Source organism: Halomonas sp. G11 (assembly GCF_001663515.1).
Classification (GTDB): Bacteria; Pseudomonadota; Gammaproteobacteria; order Pseudomonadales; family Halomonadaceae; genus Vreelandella.
Window position 1 is genome coordinate 1 of sequence record NZ_LYXG01000015.1, and the last position, 18,950, is coordinate 18,950.

General features: G+C 58.4%; 22 protein-coding genes and 1 pseudogene. 6 read left to right on the forward strand and 17 right to left on the reverse strand.

The features are described from left to right. The 9 genes and pseudogenes from ADS46_RS08195 to ADS46_RS08235 form a co-directional block, all read right to left on the reverse strand. Positions 1 to 567: pseudogene (locus ADS46_RS08195) on the reverse strand (mannitol dehydrogenase family protein); the annotation flags it as partial. Between the two features lie 35 nt (positions 568 to 602). Then, entirely contained in the window at positions 603 to 1,223 is a 621-nt protein-coding gene (locus tag ADS46_RS08200) for a hypothetical protein (protein ID WP_066318665.1), read from the reverse strand. Between the two features lie 6 nt (positions 1,224 to 1,229). Beyond that, positions 1,230 to 2,015, reverse strand: coding sequence for an L-iditol 2-dehydrogenase (locus tag ADS46_RS08205; protein WP_066318668.1), 786 nt, complete (start codon positions 2,013 to 2,015; stop codon positions 1,230 to 1,232). After that, entirely contained in the window at positions 1,999 to 2,697 is a 699-nt protein-coding gene (locus tag ADS46_RS08210) for an HAD family hydrolase (RefSeq protein ID WP_066318674.1), read from the reverse strand. The genes ADS46_RS08205 and ADS46_RS08210 overlap by 17 nt, the downstream gene beginning before the upstream one ends. Further along, entirely contained in the window at positions 2,694 to 3,851 is a 1,158-nt protein-coding gene (locus tag ADS46_RS08215) for an ABC transporter ATP-binding protein (protein ID WP_066318677.1), read from the reverse strand. Before ADS46_RS08215 ends, ADS46_RS08210 begins: the two co-directional genes overlap by 4 nt. A gap of 12 nt (positions 3,852 to 3,863) precedes the next feature. Then, positions 3,864 to 4,691, reverse strand: a complete 828-nt coding sequence (locus tag ADS46_RS08220; protein WP_066318680.1) for a carbohydrate ABC transporter permease — start codon at positions 4,689 to 4,691, stop codon at positions 3,864 to 3,866. 30 nt (positions 4,692 to 4,721) lie between these two features. Continuing rightward, entirely contained in the window at positions 4,722 to 5,612 is an 891-nt protein-coding gene (locus tag ADS46_RS08225) for a carbohydrate ABC transporter permease (RefSeq protein ID WP_066318682.1), read from the reverse strand. A gap of 63 nt (positions 5,613 to 5,675) precedes the next feature. Then, positions 5,676 to 6,995 carry an ABC transporter substrate-binding protein gene (locus ADS46_RS08230; protein WP_066318683.1) on the reverse strand — a complete coding sequence of 440 codons (1,320 nt, stop codon included), beginning with the start codon at positions 6,993 to 6,995 and terminating at the stop codon, positions 5,676 to 5,678. A 179-nt stretch (positions 6,996 to 7,174) separates the two neighbouring features. After that, a complete protein-coding gene (locus ADS46_RS08235; protein ID WP_066318685.1) occupies positions 7,175 to 8,140 on the reverse strand; it encodes a sugar-binding transcriptional regulator in 966 nt (321 codons plus the stop codon). Between the two features lie 128 nt (positions 8,141 to 8,268). Here ADS46_RS08235 and ADS46_RS08240 point away from each other — a divergent pair, with 128 nt between their 5' ends. Next, entirely contained in the window at positions 8,269 to 8,580 is a 312-nt protein-coding gene (locus tag ADS46_RS08240) for a YqfO family protein (RefSeq protein ID WP_066318688.1), read from the forward strand. Positions 8,581 to 8,586: 6 nt separating this feature from the next. Here the strand turns inward: ADS46_RS08240 and ADS46_RS08245 are convergent, their stop codons facing one another. Next, positions 8,587 to 9,144 (reverse strand): NUDIX hydrolase, encoded by a 558-nt coding sequence (locus tag ADS46_RS08245; protein ID WP_066318689.1) that lies wholly within the window; start codon positions 9,142 to 9,144, stop codon positions 8,587 to 8,589. Between the two features lie 52 nt (positions 9,145 to 9,196). Here ADS46_RS08245 and ADS46_RS08250 point away from each other — a divergent pair, with 52 nt between their 5' ends. Further along, on the forward strand, positions 9,197 to 9,865 hold the full coding sequence (locus ADS46_RS08250; RefSeq protein ID WP_082926031.1) for a CoA pyrophosphatase: 669 nt from the start codon (positions 9,197 to 9,199) through the stop codon (positions 9,863 to 9,865). 8 nt (positions 9,866 to 9,873) lie between these two features. After that, on the forward strand, positions 9,874 to 10,530 hold the full coding sequence (locus tag ADS46_RS08255; RefSeq protein WP_234346791.1) for a 2OG-Fe(II) oxygenase: 657 nt from the start codon (positions 9,874 to 9,876) through the stop codon (positions 10,528 to 10,530). Positions 10,531 to 10,617: 87 nt separating this feature from the next. On the opposite strand, the gene ADS46_RS08260 is transcribed toward ADS46_RS08255, so the two are convergent. Next, on the reverse strand, positions 10,618 to 11,040 hold the full coding sequence (locus ADS46_RS08260) for an OsmC family protein (RefSeq protein ID WP_066318692.1): 423 nt from the start codon (positions 11,038 to 11,040) through the stop codon (positions 10,618 to 10,620). A 172-nt stretch (positions 11,041 to 11,212) separates the two neighbouring features. On the opposite strand from ADS46_RS08260, the gene ADS46_RS08265 reads away from it, so the two are divergent. Beyond that, entirely contained in the window at positions 11,213 to 12,118 is a 906-nt protein-coding gene (locus tag ADS46_RS08265) for a DMT family transporter (protein WP_066318834.1), read from the forward strand. Here ADS46_RS08265 and ADS46_RS08270 read toward each other — a convergent pair. From ADS46_RS08270 to ADS46_RS08295, 6 genes are all read right to left on the reverse strand, one after another. Continuing rightward, positions 12,072 to 12,920 carry an MOSC domain-containing protein gene (locus tag ADS46_RS08270; RefSeq protein WP_066318694.1) on the reverse strand — a complete coding sequence of 283 codons (849 nt, stop codon included), beginning with the start codon at positions 12,918 to 12,920 and terminating at the stop codon, positions 12,072 to 12,074. The genes ADS46_RS08265 and ADS46_RS08270 overlap by 47 nt on opposite strands. 67 nt (positions 12,921 to 12,987) lie before the next feature. Beyond that, complete coding sequence (gene gntR, locus ADS46_RS08275) at positions 12,988 to 13,983, reverse strand: gluconate operon transcriptional repressor GntR (protein ID WP_066318696.1); 996 nt, start codon at positions 13,981 to 13,983, stop codon at positions 12,988 to 12,990. A gap of 70 nt (positions 13,984 to 14,053) precedes the next feature. Then, entirely contained in the window at positions 14,054 to 14,581 is a 528-nt protein-coding gene (locus tag ADS46_RS08280) for a gluconokinase (RefSeq protein ID WP_066318698.1), read from the reverse strand. A 14-nt stretch (positions 14,582 to 14,595) separates the two neighbouring features. After that, positions 14,596 to 15,876 (reverse strand): TRAP transporter large permease, encoded by a 1,281-nt coding sequence (locus ADS46_RS08285; protein WP_066318705.1) that lies wholly within the window; start codon positions 15,874 to 15,876, stop codon positions 14,596 to 14,598. Between the two features lie 3 nt (positions 15,877 to 15,879). Next, complete coding sequence (locus ADS46_RS08290) at positions 15,880 to 16,473, reverse strand: TRAP transporter small permease (RefSeq protein WP_066318714.1); 594 nt, start codon at positions 16,471 to 16,473, stop codon at positions 15,880 to 15,882. A 69-nt stretch (positions 16,474 to 16,542) separates the two neighbouring features. Beyond that, positions 16,543 to 17,616, reverse strand: a complete 1,074-nt coding sequence (locus ADS46_RS08295) for a TRAP transporter substrate-binding protein (protein ID WP_066318715.1) — start codon at positions 17,614 to 17,616, stop codon at positions 16,543 to 16,545. A gap of 256 nt (positions 17,617 to 17,872) precedes the next feature. On the opposite strand from ADS46_RS08295, the gene ADS46_RS08300 reads away from it, so the two are divergent. Beyond that, a complete protein-coding gene (locus tag ADS46_RS08300; protein ID WP_066318717.1) occupies positions 17,873 to 18,322 on the forward strand; it encodes a MarR family winged helix-turn-helix transcriptional regulator in 450 nt (149 codons plus the stop codon). A 143-nt stretch (positions 18,323 to 18,465) separates the two neighbouring features. Further along, positions 18,466 to 18,891: an organic hydroperoxide resistance protein gene (locus tag ADS46_RS08305; protein WP_066318718.1), complete on the forward strand. Its 426-nt coding sequence runs from the start codon at positions 18,466 to 18,468 to the stop codon at positions 18,889 to 18,891. Positions 18,892 to 18,950 lie beyond the last annotated feature (59 nt).

The following is an 18,950-nucleotide window of genomic DNA, read 5'->3' on the forward strand; positions in this document are numbered from 1 at the left end:
GGACATGACCGTAAAAGGGGCGATACCGCGCTCGCGGCGGCGTACCAGCGCCTCCACCACCAGACCGAAGCTGGATGAGGGCTGGGTGGGGTGGGCCAGGTCGTCGCGTATTTGTGGATTATCCAGATCGAACTCGCCAGTCACCGGGTGGAAGTTGTAACCGCCTTCGGTGACCGTCAACGACACGATGCGAATCGCCGGATCGGCCATCTGTTCGATCACCGCTTCAGTCGCCTCCGGTGCAAAAAGATAATCCACCATGCTGCCGATGACCCGCGGCTCAAAGCGGCCATCCGGGTGTTTGACGACCAGGGTGTAAAGGTGGTCCTGAGCGGCTAACGCCTGCTCCATGCGTTTATCACCCGACATCACCCCCACTCCGACAATACCCCAATCCAGCGCTTCGCCGCGGTTCATCAGGGCGTCCAGATACATCGCTTGATGGGCGCGGTGAAAACCGCCTACGCCGATATGCACGATGCCAGGAGTGAAGGCGCTGCGGTCATATTGCGGGGTCGCAATGGGGGAGCCTAGTTTGCCCACATTGTGATTATTGAGCTGGGTCATTATCGCTCTCCAGGTTAGTCGTGGGGTATGACGGGCTAACGCCAGTACTGATCCGGTGAAAAACTGGCTGTTTTCACCAGTTGGGCGTTGAGCATGTCTTTTTGATGGGTACGCTCGAGCGCGCCGGTGCGGTCCTGGCCCATGGCTAGCCAGCGGGCCACCAGGCGCTGCGCCAAGACGTCATCATCGACATCTAGCATCAGCGACCAGTCAAACAAGGACCGCAGGTCGCGCCATACCGGTCGGTCGAGCAGCAAATAGTTGCCCTCGACAATCACGATGCGTTGCTCAAGGCTGATGAGTCGCCCACCGGCGCGCGCCAGGTCCAGCGGACGGTCGAACACGGGGACAGCGACCGGTTGGTCGGCGCGGCGAAGGCGCTCCAGGTCGACACGCAACCCCTCCACATCGAAGGTATGCGGTGCGCCCTTGAGCGGCAGTTGCGCTTCGCCAAGCACGGCATTATCGAAGTGGTAGCCATCCATCGGCACCACACCCGCCTGACCGGGCAGTTGTTCGTTGATTGCGGTACACAGCTGTTCGCTGCGGTAGGACTTGCCTGCACCGGGCGGCCCCGCCAAAGCGACGATATAGCGGGGAATGCCGGTTGCCGCCTGGATGATCTGACGGCTGATATGGTCGATATCCGGTGTCATGGCAAATCAGCTCATCCAATTGCCGCCGTCGACGTTGAGCGTCTGGGCGACCACATAGTCACTGTCCTGGCTGGCCAGGAAGACCGCCGCCCCGGTATGGTCTTCCGGCGTGCCCATGCGACCAAACGGCACGGCTTCACCGACCAGGCGTTTTTTCTCGCCCAAGGGGCGGTTTTCATAGCGGGCGAACAGCGCATCCACGGTTTCCCACATCGGCGTATCCACCACGCCGGGGGCAATGCCATTCACATTGATGCCGTGCTTGATCAGGTCCAGTCCACAGGACTGGGTAAGGCTGATGACCGCTGCCTTGCTTGCGCAGTAAACGCTCACCAGCGCTTCACCACGGCGCCCCGCCTGGGACGCCATATTGATGATCTTGCCACCCTGCCCCTGGTCCACCATGGCCTTGGAGACCGCCTGCAGGGTAAAGAACAGCCCCTTGGTATTGACCGCAAACTGCTGGTCAAAGCTTGCCTCGGTCACCTCAAGCACCGGGGCCAGGTCGAAGACGGCGGCGTTATTGACCAGGATATCGATGCGTTCGAAGCGCGCCTGCACTTGGGCCACCATGGCGTCGATGGACGCCGACTCGCAGACGTTGAGCTCAACGCCCAGCACCCGCTCGGCACCCACCCCCTGACGCAGTTGGCTGACAGCCTCGTCAATCGCCGCCGCGTCGATATCGGCCACCACCACGCTGGCTCCTTCAGCCAGGTAGCGCTTGGCAATCGCCAGCCCAATCCCCTTGGCACCACCGGTCACCACGGCCACTTTATTGGTTAGCTTCATTGGCTCCTCCCAGGCTGATGATCCCCTGCCATTCGTCAACCAGATCATTTAGCCCCTGCATATGCGGCAAGATGCGCCAGGCACCCGCCTGACGAAGTCGCTCCGATTGGCCTTCATCGACATGGCTGGCCCCCACAAAGCCAATCACCCACATACCCGCGGCAGTGGCCGCCGTGACACCGGCCACACTGTCCTCCACTACCAGACAGTCACTGGGGGCTTCTCCAAGGGTCGCGGCCGCCAGTTGATAGAGCGCGGGATCTGGCTTGGGACGCGCCACTTGTTCGGCGGTAAAAATCGGCACATCGCCGAGGACGGCATCCAGCCCGGTACCCGCAAGTGATGCCAATACTCGACAGCGGCGGCTGTTGGAAACCACCGCCTTGGGCAGTGACACCGCGCGCACAGCGGCTTCAGCACCATCGATGGCGATGAGCTCGCGGGCCAACCTCGCCTCGATGGCGGTATCGACCCGCTCCGCCGCATTCGGGGGTAACGGATAGACGCTTAACTGCTCGGCGTGACGCAGAATGTTGGCCGTGGTCATGCCCAACGCCTGTCCAAGCGATTGTTCAATATCAATGTCCGGCAGCCAGCGGCCAAGGTGTTCGGCCAGGGTGCCTTCGGCCAAGGCTTCGCTATCGACGAGAACACCGTCACAGTCGAAAATAAGCGCCGTCATACCGACGCCTCGGAAGACGCATTGTCCCCGTTGGCGCGATTGTCCTCGCGTGTGAGCCCCGCCAGCGGGTGCTGCTGCAAACTCGGTAGGGCCTGACCGTCAGCATCAAACAGGTGAGCCCGCTCAGGGGCAAACCCAAAATGCACCGTATCGTTAACCCGATAGGCCACATCGCCGTCGGCCATGATGGTGACGAGTTGGTCGGCCATCTGCACGTAGAGCGAGGTTTGGCCGCCAAGACGTTCCAGCACCTGTATTTTCCCGACCAGCGGTCCCTGCTCTTCAAGCACCAGGTGCTCGGGCCGAATACCCAGCTCCAGCGTTGCGTTGGCGCCCAGGTGCTGACCGTCCACCGGCACATGGCGCTCGCCGCCCCCTGGCATCCGAATACTTACTCCGTCAGGCTTGACGCCCACCAGCGTCACGTCGAAAAAATTCATCTTCGGCGAGCCAATAAACCCGGCGACAAAACGGTTTTGGGGATGGTGATACAGCGCCATCGGCGAGCCCACCTGCTCGACCACGCCATCGCGCAGCACGACGATCTTATCCGCCATGGTCATGGCCTCGATCTGGTCGTGGGTGACGTAGATCATGGTGGCATCGAGCTCGTCGTGAAGCCGCGCCAGCTCGATTCGCATCTGAACGCGCAGCGCGGCGTCCAGGTTGGAAAGCGGTTCATCAAACAGGAAAATACTCGGGTTGCGGACAATCGCGCGGCCAATGGCGACGCGTTGACGCTGGCCACCGGACAGTGCCTTGGGCTTGCGGTCCAGCAGCGGTTCGAGCTGCAGAATCTTGGCCGCTTCCAACACCTTGGCACGCCGTTCCTCTTTGGAAACGCCTGCCAACCGCATGCTGAAGCCCATGTTGCCTTCCACCGTCATGTGCGGGTAAAGCGCGTAGCTCTGGAAAACCATGGCGAGACCGCGATCGGCCGGACCGACGTCGTTCATCCGTTGGCCGTCAATCAGGATATCGCCGCCTGTGGCGCTTTCCAGCCCGGCGATCATGCGCATCAGGGTGGATTTGCCGCAGCCTGAAGGGCCGACGAAGACCACAAATTCCCGATCTTCTACGTCAAGATCAATGCCCTTGATGACCTCGGTGTCGCCAAACTGCTTGGTAATATTATTAAGTTGTAAGGTTGCCATGGAAAAACTCCTTTACTTGACGGCACCAAAGGTCAGGCCGCGCACCATTTGCTTTTGGGTCATCCAGCCAAAGATCAGGATGGGCGCAATGGCCATCGTGGAGGCCGCCGACAGCTTGGCCCAAAATAGCCCTTCGGGGCTTGAGAACGAGGCGATGTAAGCGGTTAGCGGCGCCGCTTTGGACGACGTGAGGTTGAGACTCCAGAACGCTTCATTCCAGCTCAGAATGACCGACAGCAAGCCCGTCGAGGCAATCCCCGGCAGCGTCAGTGGCAAGAGCAGAAAGAACACTTCCTGAAACGTCGTGGCGCCGTCCATGCGGCCGGCTTCGAGGATGTCCTTGGGCATGTCCTTGAAGAAGGTGTAAAGCATCCATACCACGATTGGCAGGTTCATCAGCGTGTAGATGATGATCAGACCGGTGCGGGTATCCAGCAGCCCCACATCGCGGAAGATGAGATAGATCGGCACCAGCACGCCGACCGGTGGCAGCATCTTGGTGGACAGCATCCACAGCAAAGTGCCTTTGGTTCGTTTGGTCGGCAAAAACGCCATCGCATAGGCCGAGGGGATGGCGATCAACAGCGCCAGCAGTGTCGAGCCAAAGGCCACCGCGACGCTATTGAGGGCAAACCGTACATAGCCCGAACGTTCCTGAACCGCTTGATAGCTTTCCAGGGTCGGCGAAAAAATAAACGACGGGTCGGCAATCGCCGCCGTCTCGGTCTTAAAGCCGGTCAGGACCATCCACAGGATGGGGAAGAAAATCACCAAGGCCACCGACCAGCCAAAGACCGTCAGCAGTAGTTTTTTGCTGTTAGTGGAACGTAAGCTTGTCATCACAACACTCCCAGGACACTTACGTGCCGGTTACTCTTCCAGGTTTTTGGCGACCATGCGGACCAGGAAAATGGCGACGATATTGGCGAGAATGATCGCGATCACCCCACCGGCGGAGGCCGTGCCGACATCGAAATCCAACAGCGCACGGATATAAATCAGATAGGCCAGGTTCGTCGTGGCAAGACCTGGCCCGCCGGAGGTGGTGACAAAAATTTCTGCAAAGATGGTCAGCAGAAAAATCATCTCGATCATGATCACCACGCTGATGGCACGCTTGAGGTGCGGCAGCGTGATGAAGAAGAAAATGGCGACCGGCCCCGCGCCATCCATGCGGGCGGCTTCGACCTGATCCTCATCCAGCGACTGCATGGCCGTCAGCAGGATCAAGAGCGCGAACGGTGTCCACTGCCAGGCCACGATAATCACGATGGAGGTCAGCGGTAGCGACGAAAACCAATCCAGTGCGGGCAGGCCAAACGACTCGGCCAGCCAGGCCAGCACCCCATTGGACGGGTGCATCATCATGTTTTTCCACACCAAAGCACTGACGGTGGGCATCACAAAAAACGGTGAAATGGCCAGCACGCGGGCAATGCCCCGCCCGGCAAACTCCTGCTGAAACAGCACAGCCAGCAGCGTGCCGCCCACTACGGTAATCACCAGCACCCAGCCGACCAGCAGCAGGGTATTGCCCATCGCCGCCCATAGCGCCCGGTCGGTTAACAAGTATTGGTAGTTTTCAAACCCGGCGAAACCGGTCATTTCCGGCATTAACAGGTTATAGCGCTGCAGTGAAAACCAGATGGTCATGCCCAGTGGCACGATCATCCACAGCAGCAATAGCGTCACAGCGGGAGCTTGAAGCGACAGCGTTCTTAGCCCGCCGACGGTGCGGCCGGAAGCACGTGTTTTATTCATGGAAGTACCTACCAGAATGCGCAAGAAAAACGCCTGAGCGCGAGGGCTCAGGCGTTAGCCTCGTTAGTCTAAGTAACCTGCCCGCTGCATGGTGCGCTCAGTGGCGCGCTGAGCGTTGTCCAGCGCCTCTTCCACCGTGCTATCACCGGTTAGCGCCGCTGCAATGCTTTGGCCGACCCGGGTACCAATCGACTGGAACTCGGGAATGCCCACGAACTGAACGCCTACATAGGGGTTGGGTTCGAGCGTCGAGTCGGTGGGGTCGGCATCCTGAATCGCCTGGAGCACGAAGTTGGCAAACGGGGCCGCGTCGGTATAACGCTCGTCTTCGTAGGTGGATTCACGCGTGCCGGGAGGTACGCTCGTCCAGCCTTCGGTTTCACCGACCAGCTCAACGTATTCTTGCGAGGTCGCCCAGGTAATAAACTCACGAGCGGCATCCTGGTTTTCGGACGAGGCTGGGATGGCTAGCGCCCAGGACCACAACCAGTGCGAGCCTTTCGGCGTTTCGGCAACTGGGGCAGGTGCGAAGCCTAAGCTATCAGCGACGTCAGACTCGTCTTCATCGTACAGCTTACCCGCCGCTGAAGTGGCATCCACCCACATGCCGCAGTTGCCGCGTGAGAACAGCGCCAGGTTTTCGTTAAAACCGTTGGAGCTTGCACCGGCAGGGCCATAATCATTGAGCAGGTCAACGTAGAACTGGACGGCGGTCGTCCATTCCTCGGAATTCAGCTCAGGGTTCCAGTCTTCGTCAAACCAGCGCCCGCCAAAGGTGTTGACCAGGGTGGAGACAAATGCCATGTTCTCACCCCAACCGGGCTTGCCGCGCAGGCAGATACCCGCCAGGTCCTCTTTCATGCCGTGCAGTTCACCAGCCCATTCGCGCACTTCTTCCCAGGTGGGCTGCTCGGTCATCTCGATGCCCGCTTCCTCGAACAGGTCAGTGCGGTAGTACATCATCGAGCTTTCGGCATAAAACGGTAGCGCGTGAAGCGTATCGTCATGACTCAAGCCATCGCGGACCGAGGCCAGCAAATCGTCTTCGTTATAATCCTCGGGCAGGTTATCCAGTGGTGACAGCCAGCCACGCTCTGCCCAGATCGGCACTTCATAGGTACCAATGGTCATCACATCGAACTGGCCACCACCGGTGGCGATATCGGTCGTCATGCGCTGGCGCAGCACATTTTCCTCTAACACCACCCAGTCCAGAGTAATGTCGGGATGCGCCTCCTCAAAGACATCCGTGAGGCTTTGCATGATGACCATGTCATTATTGTTGACCGTTGCAACGGTCAGTTCGGTTTCTGCTTGGGCCTGACCAGCGAAGGCGATGGCCGCCGCTAGGCTGGTAAGGGGTAAGTGACGTGCAAGTCGCATAAGGCACTCCTGTGGGCTTGATTGGCATTGTTATCGCCAGATGCATCTTTCAATTTGATCTCATTGATCATCTTTCGAACAAATGATCGTACGAAAGCCAAAAAAAAGCAAAGCCCCGCCACTAAGACTTTACGCTAATTAATCAGCAAAACAGCATGTTGCGCTGCCATATAATTGTCTCAGAGCGCTCCCAGTTCTTCCGTATTGACAATGTGCCGGGCAGCCATCTCATCGGTGATCAAGCCCTTCAGCCAGCCACCTTTCAATGCCGCATGAATGGCGGGGGCTTTGTCACTTCCCCCCGCTATCGCCACCATCATGTGTTTGCCAAAGCGCTCAAGGGGCAGGCTTGTGACGCGGCGGGTAATCGAGCAGTCGATCACTTCCCCCTGTCGATTGAGCGGCCAGCCCAGCAGCTCGCCCACGGCCTCCAAGCCAAGCAGCTCATCGAGCTCTTCTTCGCTGATGAAATGATCCTGGAACAACGTCGCCTGACGATCGATGCGCCCCACACCAATGAAGGCTGCCTCGGACTCTCTGGCCACATCGGCAATCGCCTTGAACAGGCGCTGCGACAGCATGGCCTTTTTCTCATCAAGAGACTCGGCCACTACCGGGGCAGGCAGCAAGAAGCGTTCGCCGCCGGTTTTATCCGCCAGCACCATCACCGCGTCGTAGCGGTTTGCCGAGCCATCCCGGGCCACATTGCCCACCAGCGAAACGAATCGGTGCTGAGGGCGCTCAACGCGGCTCAGCGCTTCTACCGCCGCGCGAACCGAGCGGCCTGTACCCAATGACAACGTCAGCGGTTCGCTACGCTCAACGAGCCGGGAAAGCCGTTCCGCCCCAGCCACGGCCAGATAATAAGCAGCACTTTCAGGGGCCTGGCTGTCAGCGGGTACCACATCGCAGTAAGCCAACCCAAAGCGCTCGCGCAATGCATTGCCCAGCGCCATGCAGGTGGAGATCGGGTGATCGATATGTACCTTTACCAGGCCTTCCTGCCGGGCCAGGGCCAGCAGCCGTTGCACCCCGGGCCTTGAGACGCCCAGTTGAGTGGCAATGTCATCCTGCGTCATACCGCCGACGTAAGACATCCAGGCAGCCCTGGCCGCCTGATCTATTTTTACCTCAAATTTATCCATTCACCGGCTCGCTACCCAGGTGGTTAAATTGCATCATACAAAGTCAACGGGAAGACCAGAAGTCGCCTATTCGCTAATATGACGATAGCGCAACCCTACACCATGGTGGAACCTGGAGGCGTTAACCTATGTATAAGCTGGCATTTTTTGTCCCCGTTGAAGACGCGGAAACTGTCAAGGAAGCGGTATTTGAAACCGGCGCAGGGCGCATTGGCGACTACGAGGCCTGCTGTTTCCAAACGCCAGGGACGGGTCAGTTCCGCCCGCTTGACGGAGCAGACCCGCATATTGGCAAGGTAGGCGCGCTTGAGTTCGTGGACGAACTGAAGGTTGAGCTGGTTTGCGACGACGACCATATTCAAGCCGCTATTGCCGCGTTGAAACTGGCGCACCCCTATGAAGAAGTTGCCTATGATGTCTGGGCACTGGCCGATCTCTAGGGCCTCTCAGGCACTACCGGCGTAGCGCTCACGGTCTTCTGGGTTGATGGCGCTGATATGCAGCGGGTATTCATGACGGACGCGGTCGGCATAGAAGTGTCGGAGCGTTTGCTCAATGGTAGGAAACGCAAGCTCGTCCCAGGGAATTTCATCTTCCTCGAATAGCGCCACCTCGAGGCTTTCCGGTCCGGCGTTGAAGCCGCCGGTCAGCTCTGCCCGAAAAATCATATAAACTTGGTTGATATGCGGTAAATCGATCAGCGTGTAGAGATTGGCCAACGCCACCTCAGCGCAGGCTTCTTCACGGGTTTCGCGAGTAGCGGCCTGTTCGGTGGTTTCGGCATTTTCCATATAGCCGGCCGGCAGGGTCCAGTACCCTCTTCGCGGCGAAATGGCGCGCTTGCATAGCAATATCTTGGTACCGCTGACGGGCAAGGTGCCCGCCACAATGCGGGGGTTCTGATAATGGATGGTGCCGCAGGCATCGCACAGATAGCGCGGGCGATCATCGCCTTCAGGAACGGCAAAACGGACGGTATTGCCACACTGGCTGCAAAAGTTCATCGCGATTTCTCTACGGCTGCTGGGAAAAGGTAACAATGCTTATGGATGCCACATGTTAGAGACACTTCGCAACCGGCTGCAACAACTCTCCCCTCAACGGCTAGACCACGCTGGGTTGCCCGAGGCGGCTGTCTTGCTGCCCATCGTCGAGCGCCCGGACCCGACCCTGCTGTTTACCCGGCGCGCCCGCCACCTCAGCACCCATAGTGGTCAGGTGGCCTTCCCCGGCGGCATGCGCGAGCCGTACGACCGCGATCTCTATGCCACGGCGCTGCGTGAGGCCCAGGAAGAGGTTGCCCTCGACCCGGGGCACGTCACGGCACTGGGGCGTTTATCCGATGTGATATCGCTGCACGGCATCCGGGTAACCCCCTGGGTGGGCATTATTCCGCCCGACCTGCCGCTGGTGGCCGACCCCGGTGAGCTGGACGCCATTTTTGAGGTGCCGCTAAGCCACTTTCTGGATGACCGGCGCACGCATACCGATGTGATTACCGTCGATGGCGTCGCCCACTACGTGCCCAGCTACCAGGTCGACGGCCATGTAATTTGGGGCCTGTCCGCCATGATGCTGGTGGAACTGCTGGCCGAGGGGTTTGCCATGCCGATAGACCTTTACCAGCGTCCGGCGGGTGCCCTGCGCCATTACCCAGAACGCAGAAGCACCCCATCGTCGGCCAGCAACAGCGCGTCCTCCCGTTTCCTGAGACCCAACGAATGATTCCAAGCATGCGTTTATCGACCTCCCTGCTGTCAGCCGCCACCCAGGTCGAGCTGGTGGATGCACTGGTTGAACAAGGCTGGTATGTCGGCCAAGGCGTTATCGACCTTGATCTGTGCCATTCCCTTCATCAGGAGCTGCATCATATGGCCGCTCATAATACGCTGGATGAAGCGGGTATCGGCCGTGGTCAGCAACACCACCTGCGCAAGGACGTGCGTGGCGACGCCATCCATTGGCTCGACCGCGAAAGCGAAGCCCAGCGGCGCTATTTAATGGCAATGGAAGAGTTACAGCAGGTGCTCAACCAGGCGCTATTCCTTGGGCTATTCGAGTACGAAGCCCATTTTGCCCACTACCCGCCGGGGGCATTTTATCAACGCCACCTGGACAGCTTTCGCGGTCGTGCCAACCGTGTGATCTCAACGGTGGGCTACCTGAACCCTGACTGGCCCGCCGATGGCGGCGGCGAAATGGTGCTTTACAATCCCGACGCACCGAATCAGGAAACCGCCCGCGTGATACCGGAAGCGGGTACCTTTGCCTGCTTCATGTCCGAAAGCATCCCCCACGAAGTGCTCCCCACCCGATATGCACGGGCCAGTATCGCCGGCTGGTTCCGGCGCAATGCCTCGCTGGGCGGCATATTGGACCCTGCGCGCTAGGCAATGCACGAATCCAAAAACGCCCTGGCAAATGCCAAGGCGTCAACAACTTAGACAGCTCGTTGTTCGAGCTTGGTCAGCGAAGGCTTAGTGCTTGAGCTTGGCCGTCATGCTGATCTCGGCATTAAGCACCTTGGAGACGGGGCAATTGGCCTTGGCCGTTTCTGCCGCTTCCTTGAAGGTTGCATCATCGGCACCGTCCACCTGCGCTTCAACGTCCAGATGAATTTTCGAGATATCGAACCCGGCGTCGCTCTGGGAGAGCGTCACATTGGCACTGGTCTCGATAGAGGTGGCGGTTAGATCTTTTTCACCCAGCACCATCGACAGGGCCATCGAAAAACAGCTGGCGTGGGCGGCGCCGATCAGTTCTTCAGGGTTGGTGCCTTTCTCGTCTTCAAAGCGCTTCTTGAAGGAATAGCTGGCGTCGAGGACACCGCTTTCCGTGGCAACATGGCCACGGCCATCTTTCAGTCCACCTTCCCAACGTGCGCTTGCTTTACGATCCATGGATAGCTCCTTTCGCGTCAAATGTCAGGTTACTGATGGAGCCGTCGATAACGACAGCTACCTCACCAGCGTAGCTGATTTTTATCGCCCTGCCGACAGCCCAGGTTCCATTGGCGCCAAGACGGTCGTAAGCTGTCGGCTCAATGCCCACCCTTTTGTGCAAGGACTCACCATGTCGTCGGCAGATGCGCTGAAATTAATGCTGCTTTCCTCCCTCTGGGGATTATCGTTTATTTTCATGCGCGTCGCCGTGCCCGAGTTTGGTCCGATTCCGCTGATATTGGTGCGTATGGGGATAGGCGCATTACTGTTACTGCCGTTTCTGCTCAGCGCCCGCTACTTGCATCTGATATGGCAGCACAAGGGGCCGCTTCTGCTGCTTGGCATTATCAACCACGTCCTGCCCTTCTCGCTGCTGGCCCTGGCGACGACGCGCCTGGAAGCGGGGTTCACCTCGCTGATCAATGCCACCACACCGATTTTTACCGCGCTTATCGGGGCATTATTTTTTGCCACGCCGATCATTCGCCAGCAATACCTGGGACTGGCACTCGCACTGGTGGGCGTTTACGTACTGTCGGCCAATCGCCTCGACTTCGCGGTAGGCGGTGACGGCTGGTTTATCCTGGCGGTGCTGGGGGCGACATTCTGCTATGGCATCGCCGGTAACTATTCAAAAACCCGCTTGAGCCATCTACCCAGCCGCGTACTGGCGGCCGGCAGCTGTGCAATGTCGGCCACCGTGCTGTTGATACCCGGTATTGTACTGTGGCCTGGCGAGCCTATTTCACCGCTGGCATGGGGTAACGCGCTGGCCCTGGCGGTACTAAGCACCACGCTGGCGTTTTTGCTTTACTTTGGTTTGCTTGCCAGCGCAGGCGCCACCGCAACATCCACCGTCACGTTTCTGGTACCGGTCAGCGCCTTGCTTTGGGGCTACCTGCTGCTGGGCGAGACGCTCAGCCTGCAAATTATCGCGGGGATGCTGATCACGCTACTGGGCACCGCGATTGCCACGCGCCTGTTACGTTTCAGGCGTCGCGCTCGCTTGCCTCAAGCGCCGCCCCCACCCGGATAATCGCACCGTCGCCGCTGGTCAAGGTGGCATTCTGCCCAAAGTGGGCGCCTTTCAAGGCAGGCTGGGTATTCAGCGCCAGCAGCGTTTTCAACGGCTCGCCCGGCTCGGGAACCGACGCTGTCTGCTGGTCAATGGTGGTGATCTTGCAGCGCTGGCAGGGTTTACGCAGCGTAAACTGAAACGTCCCCGTTGAATCACTTAACGTGGCCCAGCGGTCTTCCGCCCAGGGGGTATCACACTCGATCACCACGTTGGGGCGAAAGCGGCTCATGGGCACCGGCGCATGGCCACCCGCTGTCAAGGCGTCGTTCAAGGCGTCGAGCGAGCCGGTGGTGGTCAACAAAAAGGGGTAGCCGTCGGAAAAATAGGTATGTGCCGCCCCGCCGTCGAGAAAATCATCCTCAACGGCACGGGTAAACTCGGTGGCAAAGCGCACCAGGCTCATCCCCCGGGCCTGCTCGCCGAGCGCGGCTTCGAGCCATTGTGTGACCTCTGGGCCTTCCGGAAGCGCTTTGCAGTGGTCATCCCAGACGGTAACCAGGCGTAGATTACCTTCCGGCTCTGCCAGCGGTACGCTCAGTGGCTCGACGTCGGGATGTGAGAGCACCAGGTGGTCGTCGGTCAGTGCAACGCCAATCGTCGCCAGGGCGGGCAACTGGCGCTGGGTCACAAACCGCTGCCGGTCGTCGACCAGCATCCAGCGGCGATCCCAGGCAAGCCCATGCGCATGTAGCCGGGTTTGCTCCAGGGTGATTCCCTGCAGTGATTTAACCGGGTAAACGTTCAGCTGGACAATCTTCATGGCGGCCCCCTTTAAAGAAAACGCTTACTTTAGCCAGTTGCCTGCCGCTTCGCCAGACGTGAAGGGTTCACAGGGTGCTACCTGCTTCAATGGCGTAGCCCAGATCGACCACCTTGTGCGTTACCGGGGCGCCTTCGATACGTGCCAGCAGCGCCTGGGCGGCCGCCTTGCCGATAGCTTGGCGGGGTGTGATCACACTGGCGAGCCGAGGGGTCATTGCCTGGCCAACGTCGTGACCGTGAAAACCCGCAATCGCCATTTGTTCGGGAACCTTGATGCCACGCCGCTGGCATTCAAAAAAGGCCCCTACTGCCACGTCATCATTGGTACAGAAGACCCCATCGGCGCCGGAATACTCGCACATGATCTGTTCTAGCAGCGACGCCCCCACGGTATACGAAGAGCGCAGAGTGCTGTACAGCGTCACGGGCGGCAGGCCATGGGCCTCCATGGCATCGCGATAGCCCTGCTCGCGCTGCCGGGTACGCTCGTCAAGCCGCACCGCCAGGTAAATGACCTGCCGCCGACCGCGGCGAATCATCTCGCTGACCATGTCAAAAGCCGCACGGACGTTGTCATAGCCCACCGCCTGCTGAAGTGGCGCACGGTGAGTGTCCATGATTTCAACAATCGGAATGCCTGCGGTTTCCAGCATCCGCAGGCTGCGGTCGGTATGATCCCGGTCGGAGAGAATCACACCGTCGACATTGTAGGAAAGCAACGACGCCAGGCTGCGCTCTTCAAGCTCGGGGCTATAGCCATAGTGGGACAGCATCAGATGGTAGCCGGCGGGTTCCGTCAGGGTTTCGATGCCGACGATAACGTCGGCAAACACCTGGTTGGTGAGCGATGGCACCAGCACGCCTATCGAGTGGCTAGTGGCCCTGGAGAGCAAGTCGGGCGCACGGTTGGGAATATAGCCGATGTCTTCCGCCGTCGAAAAGATGCGCTCGCGCAAGCCTTCAGACACCGTTTCAGGGTCGCGCAGGCAGCGGCTCACCGTCATCTTGGTGGCGCCAACGCGATCCGCGATATCCTGCAAGGTGGGTCGCTTTTTTTTCAATCGAAGGCCTTCTACAACAGATGTCAGGGACCTTAGCCTAACGAAACCTTGACCCGAAGACGATGCCCGCTTAGTAGGGGGGCCTGGCCGATGCAGACAGTGTCGCGATAAATTCGTGCACAATCTGATGAGGGTTTAACGCAATCGAGAGGCTAACCGCCTCTGACGGATCCGGAGGTTCCAGGTCGGCCAACTGGCTTGCCAGCATTGTATCGCCCTTGAAAAAGTGACCCGCCCGTGTAGTGAGCCGCTCATGCAGAAGATCACGGCTGCCTTCCAGGTAGAGTATACGCAGCCCCGGATCTCCCACGCGCAGGCGGTCACGGTAGCGTTTTTTAAGGCCCGAACAGGCAATCACTACCGAGCGGTCCGCTCGGTAGTACTCGGCAAACAGGCCAGCAAGCGTGTCCAGCCATTCCCGGCGATCATCATCGTCAAGCGGGGTTCCGCTGGCCATCTTGGCCACATTGGCGGGTGAATGATGATCATCGCCGTCTATGAAGGTCGCCCCCAGGGAGGCCGCCAACGCCTGTCCAATATGAGACTTACCCGAACCGGACACGCCCATCACCAGAATGCGCTGAGAAGCACTTTCCATACTGACGCTCCTGTTTAATTGCCGCGCACAGCGGTGAGATCCGGTAACCAGGTGACCACGCCCGGGAAGGCGATCAATATTACCAGCACCACCAGTAGCGCGGCATAATACGGCAGCATCGCACGCACTAATGACTCCATGGAGACCTTACCAACCCCGCACCCTACATACAGACAGGTGCCAACCGGCGGTGTCAGCAGGCCAACCCCGAGAATAAAGGCCATCAGCACGCCGAAGTAGACCTCATCCACCCCTACGGAGGTGACAATGGGTGCCAGCATCGGCGCCATGATCACCATGGCAGGCGTCAGATCCATCACAAAGCCCACCACCAACAGCAAAGCAGCCACAATCAACAATAGCAAGAAAGGATCCTGGGTGATCGACTGCACTTGAGACACCAGGGTTTGCGGGACCATGTTGATGGTCAGGAACCAGGCAATCACGGTGGCAAACGCCAGCAGCATCATCACCATGCCGGTAAGACGAGCCGTGCGGATCAACATGCCGCCCAATGCCTTGATGCTGAACTCACGATACACCAGCAGGGAAATCGCCAGCGCGTAGAGTAATGCGGCAACGGCTGCTTCAGTGGCCGTAAAGATACCGCCAATAATACCGCCAATCACAATGACCGGAAGTACCAGCGCCAGCCAGGCATCTTTAAAGGCTTTCCAGAGGGCATCCCAACGGAACTTGCGCACCCCACCGCCCTGCTTACTCGCCAGAATGAAAGTGGTCACCATCAGTGCAAAGCCGATCATCATCCCCGGGACAATACCGGCAATGAACAGACGGCTGATCGAGGTTTCGGTCACAATGCCGTAGAGAATCAGCGGAATGGAAGGCGGAATAATAATGCCGATTACCGATGACACGGTGTTAATCGCCGTGGCGTTAGCGGCAGTGTAGCCCTGCTGTTTCATCGACGGGATCATCATGGCCCCTGTGGCGGCCGTATCGGCCACTGCCGAACCGCTGATACCGCCAAAGAACATCGAGCCGGTGATCGCGACCTGGCCCAGGCCACCGCGCATAAAGCCGACCAGCGCACCGGCCAGTTCCATCAGGCGACGTGCGATGCCCCCCTGGCTCATCACCTCCCCCACCAGAATGAAGAAGGGAATCGCCAGCAACGGAAAGCTGTTCACCCCTCGAATCGACTGCTCGATCATGATCGACAGGGGAATATCCGAGAGCACCGCCATTACCACCGCGGCAACCCCTAAGCCAAAGGCAATCGGCAGGCCCAGCACAATAGAAATCAATAAGATACCCAGAAAAATCCACAACATGGCTCAGGCCCCCTTTTCTGGCTGGCGAATGATGCAAAGACTCACCCACATCCGCCATAGCGACACCACGGCGATAAATAAAACACACAGCACCAGTGACAAACTCAACAGACTCAATGGCACATTCAAAATCGCCGAGCGGCCACTGGAGTTCGCGATGACTTGGTACCCGCCAACTAACATCACGCCCATCAAGGCGGTAATAATCAAATGCTGAATAAAATAAAGCAGATGGGCAAAACGCATGGGCAGACGGCGTACCAAGGCGTCTACCGCAATATGTTCATAGCGCGCAAAGGCGGCTGCGGCCCCGATGAACACCAACCAGATAAAGAGCATACGCGCCAGTTCATCCGCCCAGGGCAGCGAATGATTAAACACCGCACGACCCACCACATTGCAGGAAACAGACGCAATCAGCGCGGCCAGAATAGCGCCGATCAGATACTCCATGCCCAGGGTTAGCCAGCGAAACACAGCGGGGCCTTGGGCGGTGTCAGTGTGAAGTTCTAACTGTTTGCGATTGGGATCATCCAGATACACCGAAGGATCTTCGATCACGGGATCGTCAAGCGTAGTCGTCTGGGAAGTGGTCATGATAACTCCGGAGATACTGACAACTCGGGCAGGCCAATGGGCCTGCCCGATCACCAACAAAGGCGAGGGTTATTCGGTGCTGTCGTCGACAATCGCTTGAATGTCTTGAATCAGCTCTTCGCCAATGCGCGGCGACCACTCTTCGTACACCGGCTGAACCGCTTCCTGGAAGGCTTCCAGCTGCTCGTCATTGAGGCGAGTGATTTGCATACCACGCTCTTCAAGCTGCTCCCGCGACCACGTATCGTACTCCGCCGACAGCTGAATTTCGTACTCGGCCGATTGACGCGCCGCTTCCATCACCAGTTCCTGGTACTCAGGTGCCATGCTGTCCCAGGTGCGTTCGGAAAGCATCATGATAAACGGCGTGTAAACGTGACGGGTTTCGGTACCGTAATCCTGCACTTCGTGAAAGTTGGACGTCAGGATGGTGCTCCAGGGGTTTTCCTGACCATCGACAACGCCTTGCTCCATCGCCGAGAAAAGCTCGCCAAACGCCATGGGCGTAGGGTTGGCGCCCAGCGTTTCCCAGATGTCCAGATGCACCGGGTTTTCCATGGTGCGTACGCTCAGGCCACGCACATCAAGGCCAGCAACATCTTCCGGCGTTTCAACCGGACGAGCGCTGTTGGAAAGCTGGCGATAGCCATTCTCAGAAAAAGCCAGCGGCTTCAGGCCAGAACCTTCAAAGCCTTCCAGCAGTTCCAGTGCCACATCGCTTTGCAGGACCTCAATCGCCGCTTCACGGCTGGGCAGCAAAAACGGCAGGTCAAACACGGCGAGTTCTTCAACATAGCCCGTGGCTGCCGAGCTGGACGGGTAGGTCATGTCCAGCGTGCCGGTTTGCAGCATTTCGAGCATCTGGACGTCGTCACCCAACTGGCTGTTGGGGAAGACATTGACGGTGATACGCCCATCTGTGCGCTTTTCGAGAATCTCACCAAAATACTGGCTGGAAATGTACTGCGGCGAGTTTTCCGATAGGCCGATACCCATACGCAGCGTATGGGAGCCGTGGTCGCCCACCTTATCGCCATCAATTTCAGGCGGATCGGAAAGTTCGGGGCTTTGGGCATGGGCCATGCCCAGCGTCAGGGTTGTTGCGCCAACCAGAGTCAGTGTGTTGCGCCAAATTGCAGTCATGACGTATCTCCATACAGATCATTGTTGTTGATAATGATGATTGATAGCGGATGAATGGCATCGCCACCGAGTGAACGTTGCCGGCCACGACGATTATCGACGCTTTGTTACCGGTAACATTGGTTAAGCGAAGGCTAGCCATCTGCCATCACGGTGTCAAAGCGAAACAGGTAAATTGCGACCAAGGTATAGAGCGCTAGCCACTCCACGGTGGATCACGCTACATTAAGGTCACGCATTTTGTTACGGAGCCTTCATGGCCGACGCCCCGACCTGTAGCGAACTGGAACTCGATAACCAGCTTTGTTTCGCGCTCTACTCCACGTCCCTGATGATGACCAAGGTCTATAAGCCGCTGCTTAAAGAACTGGGGCTTACCTACCCCCAATACCTTGCAATGCTGGTGCTCTGGCAGGAAGACGGCATTACCGTCAGCACATTGAGCAAGCGCTTACTCACTGACCCTGGCTCGGTCACGCCGCTGCTTAAACGGCTTGAAGCCGATCAGCTACTGATCAGGCAGCGTAGCTGCCAGGATGAGCGGGTCGTGGAGCTTTTTCTAACCGATCGAGGACGCGCAATGCGCGAGCAGGCGCGCCACATCCCCAGCTGCGTGGTCAATGCTAGCGAGCAGTCCATTGAGGCACTCACCCAGCTCAAGGACGACCTGGTCAAACTTCGAGATAAACTGCAGCAGTCCCAGTAATCAGCCTATCGCCAGTCCGGCTACACAGCGCTCCCTCATTTACCTTGCGCACAAACTAAAGCTGCACTAACCTATTGATCACGTCCATGATGTGTACAAGCTGGGTAAACCCTACTTATCGAATTATTCAGGGAGTATTGACGATGTCGATTGAAACCATTGCCTACCGTGCCCACGCCACCGCCACCGGCGGTCGCGAGGGTCATGCTAAATCGTCGGACGGCGCGTTGAGCGTCAAGCTAAGCACGCCCAAAGAACTGGGCGGCCCCGGCGGCGACGGCACCAATCCCGAACAGCTTTTTGCAGCAGGTTACTCAGCCTGCTTTTTAGGCGCCCTTAAACACGTTGCCAGCCAAGAAAAAGTCAAGCTGCCAGACGATACCCAAATTAACGGCCACGTTGGCATTGGGGCTATTCCGACCGGTTTTGGCATTGAAGTGGAACTCGAAATCAGCCTGCCCGGCCTTGAAAAAGACGTGGCGCAAATGCTGGTCGATAAGGCCCACGTTGTCTGCCCCTACTCCAATGCAACGCGCGGTAATATCGACGTCACACTGACAGTGGTATAAGGTCGATAGTCAGCGAACCATCAGCCACCGCATCATTTGGTGCGGTGGCTTCCTTTAAC